The 24,841-nt window shown below is 53.7% G+C and carries 24 protein-coding genes, 1 tRNA gene, 1 other RNA gene and 2 pseudogenes; 27 read left to right on the top strand and 1 reads right to left on the bottom strand.

Annotation, left to right across the window (positions count from 1 at the left end; translation table 11 throughout):
* The first annotated feature begins 63 nt into the window (after nucleotides 1-63).
* The 22 genes and pseudogenes from N909_RS0106510 (at nucleotide 64) to N909_RS0106415 (ending at nucleotide 18,062) form a co-directional block, all read left to right on the top strand.
* Nucleotides 64-792, top strand: a complete 729-nt coding sequence (locus N909_RS0106510) for a flagellar hook-basal body protein (RefSeq protein WP_084167542.1) — start codon at nucleotides 64-66, stop codon at nucleotides 790-792.
* A 41-nt stretch (nucleotides 793-833) separates the two neighbouring features.
* Nucleotides 834-1,619 (top strand): flagellar basal-body rod protein FlgG, encoded by a 786-nt coding sequence (flgG, locus tag N909_RS0106505; protein ID WP_029913165.1) that lies wholly within the window; start codon nucleotides 834-836, stop codon nucleotides 1,617-1,619.
* Between the two features lie 12 nt (nucleotides 1,620-1,631).
* Complete coding sequence (gene flgA / locus N909_RS0106500; RefSeq protein ID WP_029913162.1) at nucleotides 1,632-2,354, top strand: flagellar basal body P-ring formation chaperone FlgA; 723 nt, start codon at nucleotides 1,632-1,634, stop codon at nucleotides 2,352-2,354.
* 1 nt (nucleotide 2,355) lies between these two features.
* On the top strand, nucleotides 2,356-3,042 hold the full coding sequence (locus N909_RS0106495; RefSeq protein ID WP_029913159.1) for a flagellar basal body L-ring protein FlgH: 687 nt from the start codon (nucleotides 2,356-2,358) through the stop codon (nucleotides 3,040-3,042).
* A 15-nt stretch (nucleotides 3,043-3,057) separates the two neighbouring features.
* Nucleotides 3,058-4,167: a flagellar basal body P-ring protein FlgI gene (locus N909_RS0106490; RefSeq protein WP_029913156.1), complete on the top strand. Its 1,110-nt coding sequence runs from the start codon at nucleotides 3,058-3,060 to the stop codon at nucleotides 4,165-4,167.
* Nucleotides 4,168-4,225: 58 nt separating this feature from the next.
* Nucleotides 4,226-4,534, top strand: coding sequence for a rod-binding protein (locus N909_RS0106485; RefSeq protein ID WP_051689578.1), 309 nt, complete (start codon nucleotides 4,226-4,228; stop codon nucleotides 4,532-4,534).
* A gap of 203 nt (nucleotides 4,535-4,737) precedes the next feature.
* A complete protein-coding gene (locus N909_RS23705) occupies nucleotides 4,738-5,283 on the top strand; it encodes a hypothetical protein (protein ID WP_051689577.1) in 546 nt (181 codons plus the stop codon).
* 11 nt (nucleotides 5,284-5,294) lie between these two features.
* Nucleotides 5,295-5,582, top strand: coding sequence for a flagellar biosynthesis anti-sigma factor FlgM (gene flgM, locus N909_RS0106475; protein ID WP_029913147.1), 288 nt, complete (start codon nucleotides 5,295-5,297; stop codon nucleotides 5,580-5,582).
* A gap of 4 nt (nucleotides 5,583-5,586) precedes the next feature.
* Nucleotides 5,587-5,940, top strand: coding sequence for a flagellar protein FlgN (locus N909_RS0106470; protein ID WP_051689576.1), 354 nt, complete (start codon nucleotides 5,587-5,589; stop codon nucleotides 5,938-5,940).
* 3 nt (nucleotides 5,941-5,943) lie between these two features.
* Nucleotides 5,944-7,605 (top strand): flagellar hook-associated protein FlgK, encoded by a 1,662-nt coding sequence (gene flgK / locus N909_RS0106465; RefSeq protein ID WP_029913142.1) that lies wholly within the window; start codon nucleotides 5,944-5,946, stop codon nucleotides 7,603-7,605.
* Between the two features lie 7 nt (nucleotides 7,606-7,612).
* Nucleotides 7,613-8,569 carry a flagellar hook-associated protein FlgL gene (flgL, locus tag N909_RS0106460; protein WP_029913140.1) on the top strand — a complete coding sequence of 319 codons (957 nt, stop codon included), beginning with the start codon at nucleotides 7,613-7,615 and terminating at the stop codon, nucleotides 8,567-8,569.
* A 284-nt stretch (nucleotides 8,570-8,853) separates the two neighbouring features.
* Complete coding sequence (gene csrA / locus N909_RS0106455) at nucleotides 8,854-9,093, top strand: carbon storage regulator CsrA (protein ID WP_029913137.1); 240 nt, start codon at nucleotides 8,854-8,856, stop codon at nucleotides 9,091-9,093.
* Nucleotides 9,090-9,548 carry a flagellar assembly protein FliW gene (locus N909_RS0106450; protein WP_029913133.1) on the top strand — a complete coding sequence of 153 codons (459 nt, stop codon included), beginning with the start codon at nucleotides 9,090-9,092 and terminating at the stop codon, nucleotides 9,546-9,548. The genes csrA and N909_RS0106450 overlap by 4 nt, the downstream gene beginning before the upstream one ends.
* A gap of 341 nt (nucleotides 9,549-9,889) precedes the next feature.
* Nucleotides 9,890-11,230, top strand: a pseudogene (locus N909_RS26315) (flagellin N-terminal helical domain-containing protein); the annotation flags it as partial.
* A gap of 279 nt (nucleotides 11,231-11,509) precedes the next feature.
* Entirely contained in the window at nucleotides 11,510-12,031 is a 522-nt protein-coding gene (locus tag N909_RS26480) for a flagellin (protein ID WP_342672699.1), read from the top strand.
* A gap of 261 nt (nucleotides 12,032-12,292) precedes the next feature.
* Nucleotides 12,293-13,678: pseudogene (locus N909_RS26540) on the top strand (flagellin N-terminal helical domain-containing protein); the annotation flags it as partial.
* Between the two features lie 291 nt (nucleotides 13,679-13,969).
* Complete coding sequence (locus N909_RS26535) at nucleotides 13,970-14,488, top strand: flagellin (RefSeq protein WP_425415848.1); 519 nt, start codon at nucleotides 13,970-13,972, stop codon at nucleotides 14,486-14,488.
* A gap of 115 nt (nucleotides 14,489-14,603) precedes the next feature.
* On the top strand, nucleotides 14,604-14,954 hold the full coding sequence (locus N909_RS0106435) for a flagellar protein FlaG (RefSeq protein WP_245613578.1): 351 nt from the start codon (nucleotides 14,604-14,606) through the stop codon (nucleotides 14,952-14,954).
* An 84-nt stretch (nucleotides 14,955-15,038) separates the two neighbouring features.
* A complete protein-coding gene (fliD, locus tag N909_RS0106430) occupies nucleotides 15,039-16,505 on the top strand; it encodes a flagellar filament capping protein FliD (RefSeq protein WP_029913123.1) in 1,467 nt (488 codons plus the stop codon).
* The gene (gene fliS, locus N909_RS0106425) at nucleotides 16,505-16,933 is read left to right on the top strand and encodes a flagellar export chaperone FliS (protein WP_029913120.1); all 429 of its coding nucleotides are present in this window, start codon (nucleotides 16,505-16,507) and stop codon (nucleotides 16,931-16,933) included. The genes fliD and fliS overlap by 1 nt, the downstream gene beginning before the upstream one ends.
* A gap of 14 nt (nucleotides 16,934-16,947) precedes the next feature.
* Complete coding sequence (locus tag N909_RS0106420) at nucleotides 16,948-17,349, top strand: hypothetical protein (RefSeq protein ID WP_029913117.1); 402 nt, start codon at nucleotides 16,948-16,950, stop codon at nucleotides 17,347-17,349.
* A gap of 47 nt (nucleotides 17,350-17,396) precedes the next feature.
* Entirely contained in the window at nucleotides 17,397-18,062 is a 666-nt protein-coding gene (locus N909_RS0106415; protein ID WP_029913115.1) for a flagellar brake protein, read from the top strand.
* Nucleotides 18,063-18,271: 209 nt separating this feature from the next.
* Here the strand turns inward: N909_RS0106415 and N909_RS0106410 are convergent, their stop codons facing one another.
* Complete coding sequence (locus N909_RS0106410; protein ID WP_051689575.1) at nucleotides 18,272-19,237, bottom strand: GGDEF domain-containing protein; 966 nt, start codon at nucleotides 19,235-19,237, stop codon at nucleotides 18,272-18,274.
* 699 nt (nucleotides 19,238-19,936) lie between these two features.
* Here N909_RS0106410 and N909_RS0106395 point away from each other — a divergent pair.
* The 5 genes from N909_RS0106395 (at nucleotide 19,937) to dnaX (ending at nucleotide 24,814) form a co-directional block, all read left to right on the top strand.
* A complete protein-coding gene (locus N909_RS0106395) occupies nucleotides 19,937-21,925 on the top strand; it encodes a hypothetical protein (protein ID WP_029913107.1) in 1,989 nt (662 codons plus the stop codon).
* Nucleotides 21,925-22,215: an EscU/YscU/HrcU family type III secretion system export apparatus switch protein gene (locus N909_RS0106390; protein WP_029913105.1), complete on the top strand. Its 291-nt coding sequence runs from the start codon at nucleotides 21,925-21,927 to the stop codon at nucleotides 22,213-22,215. The genes N909_RS0106395 and N909_RS0106390 overlap by 1 nt, the downstream gene beginning before the upstream one ends.
* 48 nt (nucleotides 22,216-22,263) lie before the next feature.
* Nucleotides 22,264-22,351 (top strand) — tRNA-Ser (locus N909_RS0106385).
* A gap of 434 nt (nucleotides 22,352-22,785) precedes the next feature.
* An RNA gene (gene ffs, locus N909_RS25035) (signal recognition particle sRNA small type) lies at nucleotides 22,786-22,884 on the top strand.
* Nucleotides 22,885-23,140: 256 nt separating this feature from the next.
* Nucleotides 23,141-24,814: a DNA polymerase III subunit gamma/tau gene (dnaX, locus tag N909_RS0106380; RefSeq protein ID WP_029913101.1), complete on the top strand. Its 1,674-nt coding sequence runs from the start codon at nucleotides 23,141-23,143 to the stop codon at nucleotides 24,812-24,814.
* The last annotated feature ends 27 nt before the right edge of the window (nucleotides 24,815-24,841 follow it).

Below are 24,841 nucleotides of genomic sequence, written 5' to 3'. Positions count from 1 at the left end.
GAGCGGTTAAACTTTTTTCGGCAAGAGGTCGACAAGCAGACAGCAGCAGATTGGAGCAGCAGGATGTCGAGTGGAAAGTACAGCGCAATTTCAGGTGCCATGGGGCGGATGGAGAAGCTGAACAGTATCAGTGAACAGCTTGCCGCACTCAAAACCCCAGGCTACAAAAAAGGTGTCACCACCTTTGCCGCGCGCCTGGGAGAAGCCAATTCCGGCATGGCCACCCAGGCGACCAACTACACCCGCCTGACCAGCCCTGAAATCGATTTTTCCATGGGATCCATCGAATACAGTGGTGATCCTCTTGATGTGGCGATCAACGGGGACGGCTTTTTTAAAATCAAACTTCCGGATGGCAGCGTCGGTTATGCCCGCAAAGGGAATTTTCAACTGAACGGCGACGGCCAGCTGATCGATACCAATGGCTACCCGGTGCTCGGTCAGGACGGGAAAGAAATTGTGCTGCCCGAGCCGGATGTCGAAATCATGACTGACGGCACCATCTGGAACGGCGAGCAGCAGGTCGGCAAGGTGGGGATTTTCAAATTTGCCGACACCTCGGTGCTACGGAAACGGGGCGGGGAAATGTTTGTGCCGCAGGATGACAGTCAGCCGGTGCTCGAACCGAATCCGGTGCTGCTGCAGAAAAATCTGGAAGGGGCCAATGTCAACATGATGAAGACCATGGCGGACATGACCTCAAACCTCAGAGCATTTGAGGCCACTCAAAAGGCCCTGAAAATTTACAGCGACATGGATTCAAAGGCGTCTGATATCGGCCAGATCCAGTAAGTCACAGTGAAGCGCGTGCGCAGCGCTTAAAGGAGTCAAACATGATCAGAGCACTCTGGACCGCATCCTCCGGCATGCAGTCACAACAGGTCAATATGGATGTCATTGCCAACAACCTGGCCAACGTCAACAGCTCCGGTTTCAAGAAAAGCCGAGCCGATTTTCAGGATATTCTGTATCAGACCAACCGGGTTGCCGGGACCAGCACCAACGGTAGCGAAATCCCCACCGGAGTCCAGATCGGGCTCGGTTCACGGGTTGCTGCGGTGCAGAAGGTGTTCACCACCGGCGATTTTCAGCAGACCGAGAATGAACTGGATCTGGCGATTGAAGGGCCCGGTTTTTTCCAGGTCACCCTGCCTGACGGCAGCGATGCCTATACCCGTTCCGGAGCCTTGAAAAAAGATAGTACCGGCCGGCTGGTCACCTCTGACGGCTATCCGCTGGTCCCGGAGGTGGTGATTCCCGAGAATGCCACGTCGATCACCATTTCCGAAAGCGGCTTGGTTGAAGTCATGCTGGACGGCGAGAATGAAGCCACCGAAGTCGGTAATGTTCAACTGGTCCGCTTTGGTAACCCGGGCGGTTTGAACAGCCTGGGGCGGAATCTGTATGCCGAAACTTCGACCACCGGCGCGCCGGTGACCGGCACCCCGGGGGAAGAAGGGTTCGGCACCCTGTCGCAGGGGTTTCTGGAAGGCTCCAACGTCAATATCATGGAAGAAATGGTCAACATGATTGCCGGCCAACGCGCTTACGAAGTGAACTCCAAGGCGATCAAGACCGCCGATGAGATGCTGCAAATGACCAGCGGCCTGGTCCGCTAAAAGGATAGACACATGAAATATCTGCTTCCGTTATTGCTTCTCGTTCTGGTTCCCGCTGTGACCTCGGTTGCGGCACAGCAACCTGCAACGGCAGGACAGGTGGTGATCGACCGCCATGAAATGGAGCAGGTTCTCAATGCCTTTCTGGCCCGGCAGTCCAAACAGCTGCCGCAAGTTCAGTTGCGTTTCAAGTCGATCGATTATCCCGATCCCTATGAAGTACCGCAGGGACGGATCGAGCATCAGCTGATCCCGTCCAATCCCGGCGTGATCGGCAGCCGTCGCATCACCCTGTTGACCCGGGTCGATGGCGAGATTTACAGCAATAAATCGTTGCGGGTCGATCTGGAGGCGATGGCAAAGGTTGCGGTTGCAGCGTCCGCTTTGCGCCGCGGTTCAATTCTCGAAGCCAAGGATGTTGAACTGCGGCTGCAGGATATTTCGCAGCTTGATGAGCCGATCTTTTCCGTCGCCGATGTGGTCGGCCGGGAGCTCAAGCGTTCGATTCGCCTTGGCGAACCGTTGGAGCAGCAACAGATTGAATTCCCTCCGGTTGTCAAACGCGGCGAACATGTGGTGATTAAGGCGCAAGGTCCGGGGCTGATCCTCTCTGCCGCCGGGGAAGCCAAACAGGACGGGCGGCCGGGCGAAATGATCAAAGTGATGAACAGCAATTCACACAAGGAAGTCCTGTGTCAGGTGGTTGCGCCGGGACTGGTGAAAGTGGAGTTCTGATATGTTCAAAAATACGCTTCTGTTGATTCCCTTGATTTTACTTCTTGCCGGCTGTATCGGGCCAGCCAGCCGGGTTGATCCCGATGCCGTCGACGAGCTCGAGCCGATTGTTATGGAACCGGCGCCGCCGCAGACCGAAGGGTCGTTGTGGACGCAGAGCCGTGGTGGAATGTTCGGTGACAACAAGGGGCGTACCGTCGGCGATATCATTACCGTGGTGATTTCCGAGAGTGCCAGCGCCAGCAAAGAGGCCACAACCTCGACGGATCGTTCCAGCAACATGTCTGCCGGGATCTCAACACTGTTCGGTCTTGAACGCAGTATCGGCCGGGCTACGGATGGCGATCCGTCCGCTTTGGTGGATGCGACCACGACCAATAAATTTGCCGGCAGCGGTAAAACCGCGCGCAAGGAAAACCTGGTCGCGACCCTGACCACCCAGGTGGTCGAAGTGTTGCCCAATGGCAATCTGCGGATTGCTGGTAATAAAACCGTGACGGTCAATAACGAAATGCAGATCGTCAAACTCAGTGGCATTGTCCGTACCAACGATATCACCCCCGGCAACCTGGTTGATTCGGCCAGTATTCTCAACGCTCGGATCGCTTATGTCGGCAAAGGGGTGATCAGCGACAAACAACAGCAGGGCTGGTTGGTCAGAGCCCTGGATCAGGTCTGGCCGTTTTAAGGCAGGAGCCTTGTTATGAGAGAGTCTTCACAAAAAATTATTATCGTGCTGCTGGTGGTCTGGGGCCTGTTGCTGCTGGGGACCGCCGAGGCCTCACGCATCAAGGATCTGGCCCAGATCGAAGGGGTTCGCGGTAATCAGTTGGTCGGTTACGGTCTGGTGGTCGGGCTTAACGCAACCGGTGACAGTACCAAAACCCAGTTCACCATTCAATCCCTGGTCAATATGATGGAACGGCTCGGGGTCACTGTAAACCCGGCCGACGTCAAGGTCGACAATGTCGCGGCGGTTATGGTCACGGCGGAATTGCCGGCCTTTGCCCGCGCCGGCAACAAAATCGATGTGTCGGTCTCTTCCATCGGCGATGCTTCAAACCTGGCTGGCGGGACCCTGCTGATGACCCCCCTGAACGGGGCGGACGGCAAAGTCTATGCCGTTGCCCAGGGCGCCTTGGTGGTCGGTTCGCTGGCTTTTGGCGGCAAAGCGGCCAAAGTGCAGAAAAATCATCCGACCGTGGGGAGAATCCCGGATGGTGCTTTTGTCGAACGTGAGGTTCCTTTTGACTTCGGAGTCCAGAGCGTCCTGAGTTATCGCCTCAAGGACTCGGATTTTACGACCATTTCACGGATGAGTGACGCCGTGAATCAGCACTTCGGCGGCAACGTTGCCACTGCGGTGGACGCCGGCGAGATGAAAGTCCAGGTTCCAAGCGCCTATCGTAACAAGGTCGTCGATTTTGTCGCTGAGCTCGAAAAGCTGGATGTGACCCCTGATACCCTGGCCCGGATTGTGGTGAATGAAAAAACCGGCACCATTGTCATGGGCGAACAAGTCAGAATATCGACAGTGGCCGTCTCCCACGGTAACCTCAGTCTGGTGATCAACGAACAGAGCAATGTGTCGCAGCCGGCACCGTTGTCCGGAGGGCAGACCACGGTAACCCCGCAGACCCAGGTGAATGTGACGGAAGAAGAAGGCAACCTGGTGGTGATGAAGCAGGGTGTCAGTATTGGCGAGGTCGCTTCGGCACTGAATGCCATCGGCGCGACGCCGCGCGACCTGATCGCTATTTTTCAGGCCATCAAGGCGGCCGGAGCACTTTATGCCGATCTGGTGGTGCTCTAGCTGTCGCCTAAGCACTGCTCGCAGAACGTGAGATTTTTGTCCAAAGAGGTTGTGAAAGATGGATCCGCGAATTGATACAGCGCAATTACTCAGTCAGGTGACCAGTCAGACGGCCAAGACCGGTAAGGCCGCAAGGGGGCGCGACCCGGAAAAGGTTAAAGAACAGGCCCAGGAATTTGAGGCTATCTTCATTCAGCAGATGTATAAGGAAATGCGCAAGACCATCCCGAATGACGGTCTGATTGAACGCGGCAACGCCGACGATATGTATATTCAGTTGCAGGATCTGGAAGCGGCCCGGGTAACCGCCAAACAGGGGGGGATCGGGCTGGCGGATATGATGATGAAACAGTTGTTGGGCGAATGAGCGCTGGTTGCTGCGTTGCTCGATTGTGCTGCCGGCCCCTGCGGGAGGAGGCGGCCTGATCACCCGGACCCGTTGGTTTTCATCCACTTGAACACGCTCCCCCTGCCCGTAACTCCTTCCTGCCGATTTTTTCCTGAAATCCCTAAAGATTCACTCTAATTCGGTCGATAGGATCTCCAAAGAGATTTCCAGCGGAGAAGAAAATGTCTGATCGAATTGATTCAAACTATCGAAAAAGCGTGCTTCCGGTGGCCGGACTCGATGAGTCGCAACCGCGTAAAGAGGCCGAAAAAAATAGTCTGTCCGGCGGTGATCGGGTTTCGCTGGGGGATCAGGACAAAGTCGGTGCCACCTACGGGCCGGGGCTGAAAGTCTCCTCCGCTTATGAACTGTTGCGGAAGCTGGTGGTCAAAAACCTTGAAGAGCAGGGTGTCACCCTGCAGATCAGTACTGGTGACAGCACCATCGATCTGACCACCCTGACCCCGGAAGAGGCGCAGGCTCTGGTGGCCGAAGACGGCTATTTCGGAGTCGATAAAACTTCCGACCGGATCGTTAATTTTGCTATTAACGCTTTTTCCGGCGATCCTGCCCGATTGCAGGAAATGAAGGATGCCATCGATAAGGGGTTTATGGCGGCTCAGGACGCTTTCGGTGGCTCACTGCCGGAGATATCGCAACAAACTTATGACGCAATTATGCAAAAACTGGACGATTTTGCCGCCCAGTTTGAAGAATCAGGACAATAAAGGAGTCCGTTATGGTCGATAAAATTATGGGCAACAGAGGCTTCGGGCCGCTCGGGAATGTCAGCCAGACCGGAAAAAACGCAGCAACCAAAAAGGGTGCTTCCAGCAAGTCCGATCGGGTTGATTTCTCCAGCGTTTTGCAAAACGCTTCCCAGACCCGTGAAACGAGTGCTGCTCAGGATACGGCCCGGGCTGAAAAGCTGCAGGCCTTAAAAGCGCAGATCGACAGCGGTTGCTATCAGCCTGACCTGGAAAAAGTTGCTTCCAGTCTGCTGCCGTTCATGCTGAAGGACAGCTGAGACCATGACCCGGGAACAGATCAGATCTCAACTCGAAGCCCTGCTTGACTTACTCCGGCAGGAGCGGGAAAAGGCTCTGGCTCTCGATGCTCCGGGACTGCAGGAGGTCGTAGCCGCCAAAGAGGAACTGCTGGCCGGCCTGCAACTGCAGCAAGAGGATGTCGAGGGGATGGAAGACCTGCTCAGGCAGATCGATCATGAAAACCGACGGAATGCGTTTCTGCTCTGGACCGGGCTCAATTGGGTCCGCGATATGATGGGATTTTTCGGTAAGGCGGCAATGCCTCAGGTTTATGGCGGAGGAGGGCGGTCTCGGACCCTGACAGAGGGCGGGCGCCTGCTGTCAGGAAGGGTTTAGACGATGGGACTGAATGCAGCGCTTAATTCCGGGCGAACGTCATTACAGACGAATCAGAAGGCGATCGAGATCACCGGTCTGAATATCGCCAATGTGAATACCGAAGGATACTCTCGGCAGACCCCTAACCTGACCCCCTATCCGGCTTTGAGCTTCGGTGACTTTTTTGTTGGCACCGGAGTTACGGTCGGCTCCATAGAACGCTCCCATGATGTTTTCCTTGATGGGCAGATCAAAACGAAATCCGCCGATGTCGGCCTGGAAAGCGGTATGTCCAACCCGCTGGCCGAATTGGAGCGGGTCCTGGGGATCGGCGACAACAGCCTTTCCGACCAATTTGATCAGTACTTCGATTCCTGGCGGCAGCTGTCCACCAACCCCGGTGGCGAGGTTGAACGGCAGATGGTTCTGCAGCGCGGGGAATTGATCAGCAACGCTTTTGTCGGGGCCTATAATGAAACTCAAGGGGTGGTCAAGAACATCAATACGACCATCGTCTCCAAGATTGATGGCGTCAATCTGCGGGTGGATGAAATCGCCCAGTTGAACAACCGAATCTCGGCTCTGGAAACTTCCGGACAGGATGCCAACTCTGACCGAGACCGCCGTGACCTGTTGCTGAAGGAATTGTCCCAATCGATCGGGGCAACCAGTTTTGAGACCTCCAACGGGACCGTTTCGGTCCAGCTTGGCAACGGGATGCCGCTGGTTGAAGGGGATAAGTCGACGCACATTGTCGGAACCTATAACGATACCGATGTCAACCTTTCTCTGGAGTTCGGGACCGGAACCATCCCCCTTGACCGGACGGCGATGGGCGGCGAATTCCGTGGCCTCTACGAAGTCCGTGATGTCACCATCCCCGATCTGGTCAATCGGCTTGATCAACTGGCCTATTCGTTTACGACCCAGGTCAACGCCATGCATCAGGCTGGAACGGATTTGACCGGGGCCGCCGGAGAAAATTTCTTCACCGCTCCGGGAACGCATCAGAGCCAGGCCTATGCCGACCCTGCTGCCTTGAATTTTGGGACCGGCAGCATTGACCTGAATGTGAACGGCACGCTGACCACGGTCGCCATTGGCGCCGGGGCCAATTCCGTCAACGGGGTAGCGGCTGCCATCAATGCTTCCGGCGCGGCTGTGACCGCGACGGTCGATCCGGATAACAATTCTCTTATTTTGACGCCCAACGTGACCGGTCAGAATGTCACCATCGACGCTTCGGGGTTGGCCGCAGGGGTTTATGATGCCCCGCGGTTCACGTCCAGCGGTATGGCTTCCTCGATGTCGATGCATCTGACTTCTACAGCTCAGTTGGCGGCTGGCACCAGCGGTGCTGCCGGCGACAATACCAATGCCCTGGCGATCCTTGATCTTGAAAAGCAGACTTCGACTGATCTGGGCGGTAATGACACCTTTGTTTCCTATTACGGCAAAATCGTCTCGACCCTTGGGGTTGAAGCTGCCCGCAATCGCCAGGCCCAGCAGGGTTATGAAGACAGCCTGATTCAGCTGCAGAATCTGCGCGACGGCATTGACGGCGTCTCGCTCGAAGATGAGATGATCAATCTGTTGCAGTATCAGCGCAGTTTCGAAGCCTCAGCCAAGTTCCTGTCCAGTGTCGATGAGATGATGGGAACCTTGTTGACCTTGAAGAGGTAGGTGAACCATGAGAGCGACGCAGACAACGACATACCGCAGTCTTCAGTCTTTTTTGGATCGGACCAGCGATAAATTACAGCAGCTGCAATTGCAGGCGGCCACGGGGAAACGCATTAATCGCGCGTCCGACGATCCGACCGCAATCAGCCCGGTGCTCAGTGCTAAAACCCAGATTCAGAGCTCGGATCGTTATATTGAAACTATCGAGAGCGGTCTTGACCGCATCGACAATATGGACGGCTATCTGGACAGTATCGAGAACACCCTGGTACGCGCCAAGGAGATCAGCATTGCGGCCGTCAACGGCTCCCTGAGTCAGGCGGACATGGCGACCTACGCCGACGAAGTCCATCAGCTGCGGGAAAGCCTGCTCTCCGACGCCAATGCCCAGGTTGACGGAAAATTTCTGTTTGCCGGGTTTGCCGAGGACAGCCAGCCGTTCATCATGAATACGGCTTATGACCCGGCCACTTATGATCCGGCAGATCCGACCACTTACCCGGTTTTGTACCAAGGGGATACCGGCCAGCTGGATTTTGAAATCGCTCCCAATGAGCTGATCAATGTCAACGTCAGCGGCAACAGCCTGATGCAGGGGGATCAGGATAACGATGGCCTGCCGGATGCCGGCGCGGTTGATCTGTTCCGTGTTATGACGACCCTGGAAGAGAACCTGCGGGCCGGAGACATTGCTGGCTTGCAAACCTCCACCGATGATCTTGAGAGCGCTGCCGACCAGATTCGTTCGCAACGCAGTATGAAAGGGAATATCGGCCGGCGTCTGGAAACCGCCCGCGATCATATGTCGCAGATCAAAGTCGACATGGAGGCATTCCGCAGTCGCTTCGAAGATGCCGATATCCTGGAAACCATCACCGGCATGCAACAACAGCAGCAAAGTTTTCAGGCGGCTTTGAGTGTGACCGGGAAGGTCTCGGAACTGTCTATTCTCGACTATATTTAAAACTGATTAATACGAATCTTCCGCAAAGTCGGCTCCCCCTTTTTTAAAGGGGGAGCCAGGGGGATTTGACTTTTGTATTGGCTGACAAATCCCCCCTTCCCCCTTTGCAAAGGGGGGGGGGATTCTTCTGTAGCGGAAGATCAGTGCTAATCAGGTATTTAAATAGGTTGCCTTGTAAAACCCGTTAAAGTTTTCCGGCCTGATAGCCGAAGAGATAACAGTGAGTCAAGCAGGAGAACCGTATCCGGAGGCGATACGGACAACACAGCCAGGAGGCATGTCATATGTTGGTACTGACGCGAAAACAGGGTGAAGGCATCATCATTGGTGATGATATCAAAATTACCATCGTCGAACTTAAAGGTGGCGGAGTGCGCATCGGCATTGATGCCCCAAGGGAACTGAAAGTTCACCGCCAGGAAGTTTTTGACCAGATCAAGAAGGAAAATAGGGAGGCCACACAATGGGATCTTGCCGATCTGAACGAGTTGAGTTCCGTGCTGAATGCGGGGAGGAAAAAATGAAAAAAAAGATTCAGTCCCGGTTTGGAGAAATTGAATATGATCCTGAGCAAACCCTGCTTTTTCCGGAAGGTCTGGTCGGGTTTGAAGACCTGCAGAATTTTGTGGTTATGCCCAATGAAAAAGAAGGTCCGCTGTTCTGGATTCAGAGCATTGAGGATCCGCATGTGGCTTTCATTGTAACCGATCCGACCAATTTCTATTTCGACTACAAGGTCGTGCCGGATGGCCGCGAACGGCAGAAGCTGGGCATTGACGAAAAGGATGAATGTTTCGTGGTTGTCGTGGTGACGGTTCCGCCGGATCGGAACATCACTCTGAACCTGGCTGCGCCGATTCTGTTCGCCCCCAAAAGCAACAAGGCCTTACAGGTGGTTCTAGAGGGGACTCAGTTCAGCCCGCAAACGCCCCTCCCAAAAGTAGAAGATGTAAAAGCAGCTTCCAGTTCTGCTGAATAAGATCATGCTGATCAGCCATACGGAACATGATGATGTTTCGTATGGCTGATTCTTTTAAAATATTCTCTCGCCAATAGTTATTCTTGCTTAATATATTTTTTAAAAATTGAGTTTGAATAATATCATCGATGATAAATCCTGATTTATCCTTTCTTTTCTTATATTAAAAAGTCATCTACCTGTAAAATATCAATTTTTAAGAAAAAAATACTAAAGAAAAAAAAATTACGAACGAAGAGTAACTAGAAAAAAAATATTGAATCTCATCGTTGGATCCAGGTCCGGGGTTTTGGGAACATATAACACAATAGAGCTTAAAAGAAAATTCACGGAGGAATGACATGGCTTTAACTATTAATACAAACGTTGCTTCTTTGAACGCACAGCGTAATCTTGGTCGGTCGCAGATTGACCTGAATGAGTCGATGCAGCGGCTCTCTTCCGGGTTGCGGATCAACAGCGCCAAAGACGACGCCGCGGGCTTGGCCATTTCTGACCGGATGACCTCACAGATTACCGGCCTGAACCAGGCGGTGCGGAACTCCAACGACGGAATCTCCCTGGCTCAGACCGCTGAAGGTGCTCTGCAGGAAGGAACCAATATTCTTCAGCGGATGCGTGAGCTGGCTATCCAGTCCGCCAACGACACTAACAGCGCTTCCGACCGCCAGTCCCTGCAGGCCGAGGTCAACCAGCTCAAGCAGGAGTTGAGCCGGATCGCTGAAACCACCACCTTCAACGGCAGACAGTTGCTGGACGGCACCATGTCCAATGCCCAGTTCCAGGTGGGTGCCAATGCCAACCAGACTATCTCTTTCGGGATTGCCTCGGCCAAATCGACCGATCTCGGTAATAACAGCCTGTCTACCAATAATGCTGGCGGTATTGAAGCGGCGACAAATTCGCAACGGGCGGTGACCGTTGCTGCGACCGATGCCTCTGCAGTAGAGTCTTTTACTATTGCCCTGGCCGATGGAACAACCCAGCCCGTTGCCGCTGGAGCTGACGCTGTTGCTTTTGCCGCCAACCTTGCGGCTGCGACAGGCGGCACAGTGACGCCGACTTATTCGAATAGCGTTACTTTTGATGTCTCCGGACTGACTGGCGCGGGATCAGGGAATACCGTTTCCATTACGGTTGGAACCACAACCCTGGCGCTCACCAAAGCGGCCGATGGAACTCTTGGCGGAGTCGCTGCCGGATTTACTGTGGATACAGCCACTCAGACAGTCACTTATGCTGTTACGGATGGATCAAATATCGCGGTCAATGGAATTGATTATACGACCGCCGGTGGCAGCCTCACGGGAAGTATTTCCATGACCGAGGCTGATGGCGATGTTCAGACCTTTGCACAGTCCGCAGGTAATGTTGCCGATGTGGGTTATGATCAGCGCTCTTCAGCTTTTTACACCTTTGATGCGGCGGCAGATATCGCTTCCATCACATCGACTGGCGATTCTCTTGGCGTTGCGGCCGGACAAGAAGGCCTTGGCGGGACCGGCCTGGCCAACTTGGAAGGAACCAACGGCTATAACAATGTTGGTGCGCAGACCCTGACGGTTGCCGGTGGAAATGGTTTTGCACAAGTTGAGGTCAGTGCAGGTGATAGTGCAGCCAAGATCGCCGCTGGAGTCAATGCGACTGCTGCCGATACCGGAGTGACCGCTTCTGCCAACACGGTCGCGACTATCAGTGACCTGTCAGCGAACGGCAGCCTTTCTTTTGACTTGCAGGGGACCAATACGTCGCCTGTCACCATTAACGCAACGGTCTTGGCCAATGATTTGACCAACCTGGTCAGCGCGATTAACGATCAGGCCGGCAATACCGGAATCTTCGCGACTCTGAGTGCTGATAAGGCGAGTGTGGTTCTGGAGCAGTCAGCCGGTTATGACATCAAGGTGTCCAATTTTGAACATAGCGCTGCGGTCACCGGGGTGGCCACCGGTACTGAAACCATGAAATTGACCGGGAATCAGGGTGGTGGGACAATCCTGACCGATGGCGGATCTCTGACTGAAGATGCTCAACTTGACTCGGCGGTGGTTGGTGGCGAAGTGAAATTCAGCAGCTCTTCCGGTTTCAACGTGACCAGCTCCGTCGCTGCCAATGCTCAGTCCCTGTTTGCGGCTGCAGCGGATGGCGCCAATGTCAGTACGCTGAATTCCATCAATAACGTTGACATCACGACGGTTGAAGGAGCAGGGTTGGCTATCGAAGCCGTGGACGGCGCCCTGGCCCAGATCGACACCATCCGGGGGAACCTGGGGGCGGTACAGAACCGTTTTGAAAGCACCATCGCCAACCTGTCGAATGTCTCCGAAAACCTGAGCTCGGCCCGCAGCCGGATTCTTGATGCGGACATCGCGATGGAAACCTCGAACATGACCAAGCAGAACATTCTGCAGCAGGCGGGTGTCTCGATCCTGGCCCAGGCCAACCAGGCCCCGCAGCTGGCCTTGAGCCTGCTGCAAGGTTAATAAATAAAAATGAATTGATTCCGACCGTTTCCCTTCCTTGGATGAGGAAGGGAAACGGTGCGGCAAAAAAAAATAAAAAAAAACAAAAAAACTCTTAAAGTTTCTCAAGGCTGCTGCCGAAGAGATGACAAGCGGGGAAAATTTATCGCACAGGAGGTGTCAAGAAACAGATCAGCGCTCCCCAAAAATGAAAAAGACATGAAACCCACTTAATTCAACAGGGCACGGACGCCCGCAAACAAACTTTCACGGAGGAAACTCATGGCTTTAACAATTAATACCAACGTCGCTTCTTTGAACGCCCAACGTAACCTGGGTACTTCTCAATCCGCTCTTAATGAGTCAATGCAGCGCCTGTCCTCAGGTCTGCGTATCAACAGCGCTAAAGACGACGCCGCCGGTCTCGGTATCTCCGACCGGATGACTTCGCAAATTACCGGCCTGAACCAGGCCGTCCGTAACTCGAACGACGGTATCTCCCTGGCCCAGACCGCTGAGGGCGCTCTGCAGGAAAGTACCAACATTCTCCAGCGGATGCGTGAGCTGGCCGTACAGTCGGCCAACGACACCAACAGCTCTTCCGACCGTCAGTCCCTCCAGTCTGAGGTCAACCAGCTCAAGCAGGAACTGAGCCGGATCGCTGAAACCACCACCTTCAACGGCAAAAACCTGCTCGACGGCAGCATGACCAGCGCCCAGTTCCAAGTTGGTGCCAATGCTAACCAGACCATCTCCTTCGGGATCTCCTCGGCCAAATCGACCGATCTCGGTAACAACAGTCTAACCACCAATAACGCCAGCGGGATCGAAGCTGCAACTTTTTCTGCGCGGGCAGTCTCAACTGACGCTACCGCAGGTGCTGATAGCTTTACTGTGACTCTGGCTGATGGCTCGGAAAAAACGGTTGCTGCAGGTGCTGATGCCGCTACGATGGCAACCAATCTTAAAGATGCGACCGGAGCTACTTCGGTCACAGGGACATATGCAAACTCAGTCAGTTTTGATCTGAGTGCGTTGGATGCTGCAACAGGTACTAACGGATCGATTGATATCGCTCTTGCTAATGGAGATACCGTAACCGTTACGGTTACTGATGTCGCCGATACGGATAGCATGGCGATTTCCGCTGGTGCAGCAGGGACGAGCGGCGATTGGGCTTTTGGGGATGATGGAACAACCTTAACCTATACTCAAAAATCTACCGTTGGGACCAATCTTGCTATTGATGGCACCAGCGGTGTGACCTGGAATGATGGGACCGGTGCTGTTTCGGGAAATATTACCTATCAAGGGTCTTCGGAATCTTCCGCTACTGCAATTGTTAATGGCGGCGACGGCGTTGCGGTAACCTCTGCTACTTTGGATCAACGTGCCACTGCAACCTATCAGTTCAGTAGTGATGCCGATATCGCATCTATCACTTCTAACGGCACTTCTCTGGGTGTTGCTGCCGGTGAAGAAGGCCTCGGCGGCATCGGTCTGACCGATGCAACCGGTAATAATAATGTTGCTGCTCAGACCCTGACCGTGGTCGGTGGTAACGGTTCGGCAGAAGTTGAAGTTGCGGATGGCGACACCGCAGCCAAGATTGCCGGTAAAGTCAATGCCGTTTCCGCAGATACCGGTGTGACCGCTTCGGCGAGTACCGAAGCGACCATCAGTGGTCTTACGAATGACGGAAGTATCTCCTTCAACCTGCAGGGAACCAATACTGATGCCGTGACCATCAATGCCACGGTTCTGTCTGATGACCTGACCAACCTGGTGACGGCCATCAACGACCAAGCCGGTAATACTGGCATCTTTGCCACTCTGAGTGCGGATAAAGCCAGTGTTTCTCTGGAGCAGTCTGCTGGTTACGACATCAAGATCTCGGAGTTTTCCCATAGTAATGCCGTGACCGATACAGGCAGCGGTGGGACCGAGGTCGTCGAAACTATGACCGTCTCCGGTAACCAGGGTGGCGGTACGGTTCTGTCTGATGGCGGGACGGTTGCCGAAGAGCTTCAAGCTGATTCCACCATCGTCGGTGGTGAAGTGAAATTCAACAGCTCGACCGGCTTCAACGTGACCAGTTCCATTGCCGCAGGTGACCAGTCATTGTTCGCAACCTCCGCTGACGGCGCCAACGTCAGTGAACTGAATTCCATCAACAATGTCGATATCACCACGGTTGATGGCGCAGCTAATGCTATTGACTCCATCGACGGCGCTTTGGCCCAGATCGATAGCATGCGTGGTAACCTGGGTGCTGTTCAGAACCGTTTTGAAAGCACCATCGCCAACCTGTCGAACGTCTCCGAAAACCTGAGTTCCGCCCGTAGCCGGATCCTCGATGCGGACATCGCTCAAGAGACTTCGAACATGACCAAGCAGAATATTCTGCAACAGGCTGGTGTGTCGATTCTGGCCCAGGCCAACCAGGCTCCGCAGCTGGCTCTGAGCCTGCTCGGTTAATCGTCTGACGAAACAGGGCGATGAACTTACTGCCCTGAAAATGGAATGGGGGCCGGGTTTCCCGGCCCCCATTTCCCCTTGATGGCAAGTTTGATCATCGCTAACGGAGGTTCCGATGATGAACGTTGAAGCAGTCAGCATGCCAAGTACGACGCAGACGCAACTGAGTAAAGGGGCGGATGACATCAGTGTGGCGCGCAAAAAATCGCAAGACCTGACTCTGGTTGATAGCAGCGAACAAAAAGATGTCCAACCGGAAGAGCTGTTGCAACAGATCAAGGCTTTGACCGAGGATGGTCTTTACAGTGTGCGGTTTGAAAACAACAAAGAAGCGGGTGAAATGGTCGTCAAGGTCGTTGACCCCAAAACAGATGAAGTGATTCGGCAGATTCCTGCCGAGGAACTGCTTAACCTGACCCAACGGCTCAAAGATTTGCGCGGCAATATTGTTGATACCGAAGGGTAGTAAAAACTGCGGGTCGGTCAGGACGAAAACAAAATTTAGCACGGATCATCAGGGTGCCGTTCGGGCAGTTTGAGGGAGAAAGCTATGGCAGGGATCACATTTGACGGCTTGGCATCAGGGTTGGCGACAGACGACATCATTACTCAATTGATGGAATTGGAGCGGCAGCCGCTGGATCGCCTGGAAGCGCAGAAAACGACGGAAGAAAATCGTTTGAAGGCCTTCAGTCAGTTGAATGACAAGCTGGAGGCGTTAAAAGCAACGGTCAGCGATATGACCCTGACCAGTCAGGTGCAAAGCAGTCAAATCTCTGTAAGTGCCGATGCTCCCTTCACCGCGGTAAGTAACGGGGCCGGCACCGGCAGCTATGATATCTCGGTTGTGCAGTTGGCCCAGGTTCAAAAGTCGGTGAGCAACGGTTATGCTTCACAGACGGATTCGGTTTTCGGTACCGGCACTTTGACTCTGGGAAGCCAGTCGATTCATATCAATGCTGATAACAATTCCCTATCCGGGTTGCGCGACGCCATTAACGCGGTTTCCGAGAAGAGCGGCGTTCAGGCCAGCATCATTAACGACGGCAGTGATGATACCCCTTACCGCCTGGTATTGACCGGTAAGGATGCGTCCACCTCCTTCGACCCGATCTTCGCTTTGACCGACGGCAGCGGCAACGCCATCGACCCGGGCATCACCAAGACCCGCGAGGCACAACAGGCTGTCGCGTATGTCGACGGCGTCAAAGTGGTCAGTGGCAGCAATACCCTCAAAGGTGTGCTCACCGGGGTTACCATCAATCTCAGTTCGACCAGTGCCATGAGCTACGCCGGTACCGAAGAAGCCGGGGTCGACCCGTTGGACTGGGCTGATCCGCCGGTTTATGAAACCACGTCAATGACTGTTACTCCTGACACCGACACTTTGAAAGAAAAGCTGACCAGCTTTGTCGATAGTTACAATGAGATCATGGACTGGATTTCGTCCGGTTATGACGAGTTTGGCGCTTCCGCACCGACCGAGGAAGAAATTGCCGCCGGGGCAGAAGAATCTTTGAGCAGTATTCTCCGCGGCGACAGCACGGTCAATGGAGTGAAACGCCAGTTACAGGGGCTGCTGACTTCGGTCATCGGCACCAGTGGCTCTCTCAAGACTCTGTCGTCTTTAGGCATTTCCACCCAGCGCGACGGTTCTCTGAATATCAACGAAGACGACATGGATACTGCTCTTGAAGAGAATTTTGACGATGTCGCCAAATTGCTGGCCGGTGAAGGCAGCACCGATGGGGTCATGAAAAAGTTCAACTATGCCTTGCTGGATCTGACCAGTTACAGCAGTGGTATGTATGCGAACAAACAGGATCGCTATGAAACTGCGGTTGACCGTATTGATGCCAATATCCTGCGTCTGGAACCGCTGATCGACAAAAAAGAAGAAACCTTACGCTCTCAATTCAGTGCCATGGAACAGCTGGTCAGCAGTATGAACTCCCAGAGCGATTTTCTGACCCAGCAGATGGACATGTTGACCAATATGATGACGGGAAATAACTGATGAATGCTTATGTCAATCAATATAAAAACAACCAGATCCTGAATGCTTCACCCGAGCAGATTCTGATCATGCTTTACGATGGGGCGATCCGCTTTGTCCGCCAGGCAAGACAGGCGATGCTCGACAAGCATGAGCTTGAAAAATCCAAAGCGATCGGGAAGGCGGTTGCCATTGTCGCTGAGTTCTCCAACACTTTGGATCGTGAAATGGGCGGCGCCGTCGCTGAAAACCTGAGTAATCTTTATGATTTCATGCTGCGTGAGCTGTCCGCCGCCAATGTTCAGCGAGACGCTGCAAAACTTGATCCGGTGGAACAGATCCTGCTCGACCTGCGGGAAGGATTTGCCGGAGCGATTGAGGTTAATCGGCAACAGCAGCCTTCGTCCGTTGGCCTCTCCGGGGAAAACAGGCTCGCTGCAACCTTTTAACTCAGGACAATGTCATGGAAGCTTGTCTGAAAAAATCGATCGAGCAATATCGCAGGATCGTTGACCATGCTCAGCAGCTGGAGCGGTTGCTGCGCAAGTCCGATCCCAGTGAGTTGGGGTCATATACCGCTCAACTGCAGGAACTGCAGGATGAGGCGAGTCTGAACGATCGGGTTTTCTATGAGCTTTTTTCACGGAATTCAGAGGCCTGGCGAAACCATCCACTGTTTATTGAACGTTCCGAGTTGATTGAAGAAATAGTGAAAATGAACCATTTGCTATTACCGAAAATCCGTGGCATGATGGCTGTTGCTGCTCATGAAATAGCGCAGATCAAAGCCGGACGGACAGCGATGAACGGCTACAATCAGACCCTGCACAAGAATAAAAGGTCGTTAGTCAGGGGTGTCGGTTAAGCGACATTTGCTTGCGATGAAATTTCGAACCAATCCTTGGGGCCGCCATGTCTGTTCTTGATCATTTGAAAGAGTATCGTGTCGTTAAAGCTGTTCTGACCCTCCAGGATGACCGCCAACAGGTCCTGGACGGGGTTGCCAAAGCGACCCGGCCACCTCTGTTTGAAATAACTTTCCTGCCCAATCAGCTTGATCCTTCATTGATTAACAAGGAAGAATTCAGCCAAATCAGTTTCGATGTCGCCGGAGAAAATAAGATCATCAAGGCGCGCATCGATTCCTCCCCTGAGCCCGCCAAGCTGCTGCTGGAAATGATTGATTCCTTTACCCATCAGCAAAAGCGCAATTATTTCCGGATTGATGCTGAACTGTCGGTCAGTTACTGGAAGGTTGATGAAGAAAATCCCAGCGCCAAGTCGGTACAAAAGCCGGTCAATATCAGCGGAGGAGGCATGCGCCTGCCGGTTGCGGAGAAAATTGCCAATGGCAGTGAATTGGGCCTGGAAATTATTATCGATGAACCGCAGGCTGTCGTCATTGAATGTGTCGGCCAGGTGGTCGGAAATTACGATGTAGGCGGTGAACACCAGATTGCTCTGAAATTTACGGATATTGAAGAAGAGGCCCAGGACGCCATCGTGGCTTATTGCCTGGCCGAACAACGTAAACAACTGCGCTTGAAGGTCAAGGTTCTCGGCAACAGTGAAGAGTGATTGCCGGATGCGCTTTTTTGACTCAGGACAAGTCGGTGACGACAGGGTTCTGGGCGATTCTGTTGATCGCTTCTCGATGGTTCCCTTTTGCTGATCTTTTTGCAGGCCAGAACTGTAGTGTAGCGTCTGGCCCACCACCCGAAAAATTTACTTCCTCTATAAATCAGACTCTTCCGCGGGGATTCCTGCAGCCTAATTGCTGGGTTCGGTCAGGCTCCGAATGCCAGGCGCGGCGAAGAGGAAAAGGCCATCTGGACTTTCGGGTTCAGGATATCAATTCTCCAGATTTCGGTCCGATTACGCCCCTTTTCCTTGGCTCTATACATCGCCTGGTCGGCTTCTTCAACCAAAGCTGCAGGATGTCCGCCGTTGTGGTGGTTTGAGCTGCTGATGCCGATGCTGACACTGACCTGAATCTGTTCCGGCAACATCTGTTTAGCCAGCTTGCGGTGGATGCGCGTTGCCAGGACTTCAGCATTTCGGGCGTTGGTATCCGGCAGAATGACAACGAATTCTTCGCCGCCGTAACGACAGCAGATATCGGAGTCGCGGGAAGATTGCCTGATCGCTTCAGCAGCCTGGCGTAGCACCTGGTCGCCGGTGGGGTGACCAAAGGTATCATTGATACTTTTGAAATGATCAAGGTCAATCAACAGCAGGCTGTAGGGAACCCCGCTGCGTTGGGATCTTGCCGCGACCTGTTTGATGTTCAGGTCAAAGGCCGCCCGGTTGGCGAGGTTGGTCAGTGGGTCGGTCAAGGCCATCTTCTGCAGCTGTTCCTGGCTTTTGCGCAGGTCAAGCAGTTTTTGCCAATGCTGCAGATGACGATTTATTCTGGCATTCAACTCATGCTGGTTGATTTCCACGTGGACGGAGTCGCTGGCCCCGAGCAGAAATCCTTTGAGCAGGCTCTGCTGATCTTCGGCAAAGGCGATGACCGGCAGGTCATGCCAGTATTCGTTGGCCTGTAACTTGTCGAGCCAGGTTGTCGATGGAATATCCTCCTCAACGGCCCAGCAAACCATGTCGACCTGGTCCGATTTGAGATGGCGGAATAAGGCGGCCGGAGAACTCAAGGGTTTGATATGTTCAAATAGCCCGGTTGCAGAAAGGTTGTCGACTATGCGCCCCTTTCTGGCGTCGTCAGCCGCGATGACCAGAGCTGTATTATTCATGGTTTTCATTTCCTTTCATTCCCCGATATACTTCGAAGAAAAGTCCCTCTTCTCCAGTTTTTCGGCAGACGGTGAAAAAATCTTTAGTTTTTTTAGGTATTAGCTAAATCCGTGCCAAGTGGGGAATTGTCTGCCTGGCAGATCGCTTTGCCCCTGTCTCTGCCAGGGCGAGGAAGCGGAAGTGACTTGAGGTTGTTTCTTATCCTGTTGATTTTAATGGGAATGATGAATTTTTTGAGAATCTTCCCCAAGGTGGCTCGGCTCGGGCTGGGACCTATTTGTTCGGGGCTTGTGCCAGCGGCAATGGGGTCGGGGTGGGAAAGTTTTTTTGACAGACTTGTAAGTTTTAGGAGAAGTTTGATTTTGTAGTGTCGAAATATTGACAGGAAAGGATGGAAGACGCCGAGTTCGTTGAAGAAAGTGCATTTAGTTGGCATCCGGAAACGCCGGATGCCAACGCATAAGTTTTCAGATTGGAAACGAGCAATTTTTCGTTGTGGCAAGGAAATCAAGGGCTTATGCGGAGGCGTAGTTCTTTACGCCACACAAATAAGCCCGCAGATTGACACCGCCACGGCGGAAAAAGGCCGTTTCCGGATGAAAACTATTTAGTTGCTGTTCGTTGGAGCAGCCCTGATAGGGCCTTTCCCCTATCTTGTTAAGGATAAAGTCTTGCTTGGCAACGACCGATAGGGACAGATGACAGTTGTAGACAGTAAAAAATTACCGGCGAATCTTTTTGTGCGCGGAACCGAGGTTTCCGGCAGGGTTGCTGAAATTCGCCCGCAGACCTTTCAGATTGCCCAGTTTGTTCAGGCTGTCGTCGTTGAAAAGGGGCAGGATGCCGTTCTGGAAATTCTTGATCAGCGTTATCTTGCCCGGGGTGAACAGGAACTGCAGCCCGGCCAGAAGTTACTCTTGCAGGTTCTCCAGACACAGCCGCAGCTGGAGTTTAAGGTTGTCGATGGTGCCGCTGACAGCAGCCTGGAGCGATTGCTGCCGCTGTTGACGCGGTCGTATGACTGGACTCAGCTGGCGAACGTTCTTGACGAGTCCCCGGAGCAAACTCCGCAGGTCAAAGCGTTGGTTACGCTTTTTGCTCATTTGCAAAACGTCACCAGCCTGGAAAATGAATTGCCTTCTGCCTTGTGGGACAAGGTGGCGGTTTTTTTGCGCAGCTTCGGAGTGAGGGGGGAATCTCCCGCTTTCTCTCAGCCGGCAGAGCTGCCGGAACTGGCACAAGCTGGCCTGCCGGAGGCCTTTCGCCAGGACGAAGATCCCGGCGCTTTCCGGCATATTCTGCAATTGCTCAACGCCTTCCGGGATCAGCTCGGGGCATTGGACAAGTCGGAGCCGGCCGGGGCCGGCTGGCACACCCGGACTCGAACTCTTTTAACCCAGTTGCGACAGGAATTTCAATCCCTTGAGATTCCCCCGGCTTTCTCCCGGCAGTTGCTTGCGGTGGTCCTCAGGCTGCAGGAGAGCCCCTCCATCACCCCTCAGCTGGCAACAGATTTACAGCGTTTCGCGACGACATTGAGCAAGGCGGTCGAGCCGAAAGTTTTTTCCCAGGATTTTTTGCAGACTCCTCCAGCAAATCGGGACGACGCGGTTCAGGTTGCTGCAAAATCCGGCTCTATGCCCGCCAGATTGGCCCAAGGCCTGCCACGCGCTTACCGCTCTGCAGCCGTTCAGCAGCCCGCAACCGAGGTCAGGCCTCACCTTCCTGAGCAGCGCCCCTTACCAGAATTGCAGATTCCGCTCAGGCCGACAGGGTCTATTCCGGCCGCACCGTTGCTGCCGAGTGGATTTACCTCAATCCGGGGCGAGCTTCCTGCGCCCTCTCCGCCCGTAGCGGTCCAGGCCGCTCCACTCAGCACCAGTTCCGGCAGCGTTGTTCCGGCGGCCGGTCCTCCCGAAATTGAAGCCTTGCTGGGACAGCTAAAGCGGCTTGAGCCGGGGACGGCTGTTCCTCCCGACCTTTTGGGACGATTGGAAGGGGCGGTTGCTCGCTTGAAACACCTGCAGCCGGATATGTTTGCGAGTTTGCCGGTTCTTGACAGTCTGGTGCAAACCTTAGCGCAGGCTTCTTCGTCGCGGGCTGTCGCGCCGATTATTGAGCAGCTAGGAGTCTTCTCTTTGCTGTTCGGCCTGGCTTTTGAGAAAAATTCTTTTCGTTTGCAGGATCCTGATATCCTGAAGCATTTGCACGAGACTCTGCTGAAAATCCGCAGTCTTCCGGATCGGAATGTAGAGGAGCCGTTGCACCGCATTGAAGTTTTGCAACTCTGTCGTGGCCGTTTGGCAGAGCAGCAGTTGATGTTTTTGCCGTTGCCGTTTCACGAGCTTGAAGAGGGCTATCTGCTGGCAAAAAATCAGGATCACCACGAAGAGGGACGGACCGATAATGAAACGTCCCTGCAGGTCTCGCTGTCGCTGCGGTTGTCCGCTTTGGGGAATTTACGCGTTGATCTGCTTTATGACCGGCAGGGCTTGCGGTTACGCCTGGCTGGTGAGAATCAGGAAAAGATGAACTTTTTACAGAAATTCAGCGGGGATCTGGAACAGGCCTTAGCCTTTACTCCTTTGCGCGCGCTCAGTTTCAGTGCAGACGCCAGACATCCGGCAGCGCAGTTGCAACAGCGGGTCTTGCCCGGATACAAGAGCCTGCTGGATGCGAGGATCTGATGAATCGTAAAGATAAGAGCCGTCTGCAGGCGGTGGCCTTGCATTATGATCGGGACTCCGGCAAGGTTCCGCAGGTGACAGCTGCCGGGCGGGGAGACTTGGCGGAACAGATTCTGGCTGCGGCCAGGGCCGCCGGCGTCGATATTGTCGAAGATCCGGATATGATGGAAATTCTGGGCCGGATTCCGGTGGGACAAAGTATCCCCCCTGAACTATTTCAGGTTATTGCCGAAATTCTGGCTTTCCTATATCGTTTGAACGGGCGTTATGAAACCGGGCAGGGAGAGTAAAAAAATCTTTACAGCCCCAATCCGGTTAGTGTAATGTCTGCAACTCGCGGAGAGGTGACCGAGAGGCCGATGGTGCTCGCCTGGAAAGCGGGTGTAGTTAACGCTACCGGGGGTTCGAATCCCCCCCTCTCCGCCAGAATTTATTAAAACCGGATTCCCTGTGGGGGATTCGAAGCGGAGCGAGCGCTGACTGAATGTCAGAATAGCGGACAGGATGTCCGCGTCAGCGAGTGCAGGGGAGTCGACGCAGTCAACGGCGTGATGCCGATGACGAAGTGGACGAATCCCCCCTCTCCGCCAGAATTTAATTGAGTTGATCAGAAAAAGTGCTGGTCTACTGCAGAAGTGGCAAATCGGTTCATATTTCCGATAGCTTTTCGGCACTTAGCCTCCGGCTAGGCACCTCAATCTTTCGCAAATCTGCCCTCGATTTTCCACTCCTTCGTAACGACCATCCCTTTTCCCGAGCAACTCTGGGCCAGTCATTACAGGTTGCTGGTGAAAAGGCAAAAGCAATCATGCTTTATGCGTGGATTGCTTGTGGGATTGAAAGTTGCCGGTAGAAGTGACAGCCGGGTCCCGCGCAACGGACGACCGTAAACCCCGTCAGGCCCGGAAGGGAGCAGCGGTAGCGGTTTTGGACGTGTGCCGCGGGGGTGCCTGGCTGTCACTTGTGCCGGCAATTTTTTTGTCAAGCGTGTGGCCGCGTTCCGTTGAATCCTGCTTGTCCCAATCTCCGATTCATGCTTTTATTATCACTTTCACTGCAGGCCGGGTAAGAGTTCCACCTTCGGGCGGCTGGCGGTCTCTGGCGAAGTTCGATCTGCACATTAAATTTGTGCTGTGCAGTCAATGAGCTGCAAATTCGCCGAATGATTTCATTTGGATTCATTGTTACTGTATCTGCAAGGGTTTAAGGAGAGTCATGTCCTATCTGGTTCTGGCACGTAAGTGGCGGCCACAACAATTTGATGACCTTGTCGGCCAGGAACATGTCAGTCAAACCCTGAAGAACGCTATTACCGCGGATCGGGTTCACCATGCCTTTCTTTTCACCGGTGCCCGCGGAGTTGGCAAAACCTCGGCCGCGCGAATCTTTGCCAAGGCCCTGAACTGTCAGCAGGGACCGACGACCGAGCCCTGCGGGGTCTGCCCGTCCTGTGTCGATATTACCGGAAGCCAGGGTATTGACGTTCTGGAGATTGACGGTGCCTCCAATACCGGTGTCGATGATATCCGGGATTTGCGTGAAAATATCCGCTATCTGCCCTCCCAGTCGCGCTATAAGATTTTCATCATTGATGAAGTTCATATGCTCTCAATTAACGCCTTCAATGCCCTGTTGAAGACTCTTGAAGAGCCTCCGGAACACGCCAAATTCATTTTTGCCACGACTGAGCCGCACAAAATCCCGATTACGATCCTGTCTCGTTGTCAACGCTTTGACTTTAAAAAAATCGCCATGGAACCTCTGGTTGAGCGGTTGCGTTTTATCGTGACCGAGGAAGGCCTTGAGGTGTCCGATGCCGGGTTGGCGATTATCGCCAGGAATGGCGGTGGCAGTATGCGTGATGCACTGTCGACCCTGGATCAGGTGATCGCTTTCTGTGGAGACAAGGTCGAGGATGATGAATTGCAGGGGCTGCTCGGACTGGTCAGTCGTCGGCTGCTCCTGGCTGCGGTTGAGGCGATTTTTGATCGTGATCCCCGCCAGGCATTGGCGCTGATCCAGAAGATCGATGAGCATGGCCATTCATTTCGGCAGTTCAATCAGCAGCTGGTTGAACTGGTACGTACGCTGGTCATTATCAAGGTTGTCCCCGCGCCCGAAGATCTGGTTGATTACAGTGCTTCCGAATTGCAGGAGCTGCGTTCTCTGGTGGCGGATATCGGCCTGGAGGATCTCCAACGGATTCTGGCCATTTTGATTCGGGCGGAAGCCGATTTGGCCACCTCCAATTATCCTCGCCTGACCATGGAGATGGTGCTGGTGCGGTTGGCCACCTTGCCGGCCGGTATTGATGTCGCGACTTTGATCGGGCGCCTGGAAAGCCTGGAAAAGCGTCTTGCTCACGAGTCCGGTGGCGCCAGGGCTGCGTCCCCGCCGCAGCGGCCGGCTCCACCGGAACCGGATACTCCACCCCCACAGGAGTCTGCAGGAAAAAAGCCTGAGGCCCTGCCTGCGGAAGAAACCGGACATGAAAAAAGCTGGGCAGGGCTGGTCGAATTTGTGAAGCAACAGCGACGACCGAGGATTTCTGCGTTGCTGGAACAGTCCAGTGTTTTGAACCTGGCGGTGCCACACCTTAAAATCGGTATGCCGGAGCGGTTCTATGTCCTTGCCGATAGTGAGATGCGCCAGCAGCTCGACAAGATGGCCAGTGAGTATTTTGGCGCTGCCGTTACGGTCGATGTGGAAAAGGTCGCCAACGGCGAAAAAGCACCACTGTCATTGCATCAGGAGCGGGCTCGGCAGGAGAGTGATCGGCAGAAAAAATTGCGTGAAAATGCCGTTGAGCACCCCCTGATCAAGGCGGCACTGGACATCTTTGAGGGGCAGATAGAGACGGTTAAACCAATTGATAAAGGCTATGTCTGAGAGCATTGCAAAAAGTGTTTTGCGCAG

This window comes from Pelobacter seleniigenes DSM 18267, assembly GCF_000711225.1.
Classification (GTDB): Bacteria; Desulfobacterota; Desulfuromonadia; order Desulfuromonadales; family Geopsychrobacteraceae; genus Seleniibacterium; species Seleniibacterium seleniigenes.
Note: the sequence above shows the minus strand (reverse complement) of the source record. Positions and strands in the feature narration are given on the sequence as shown.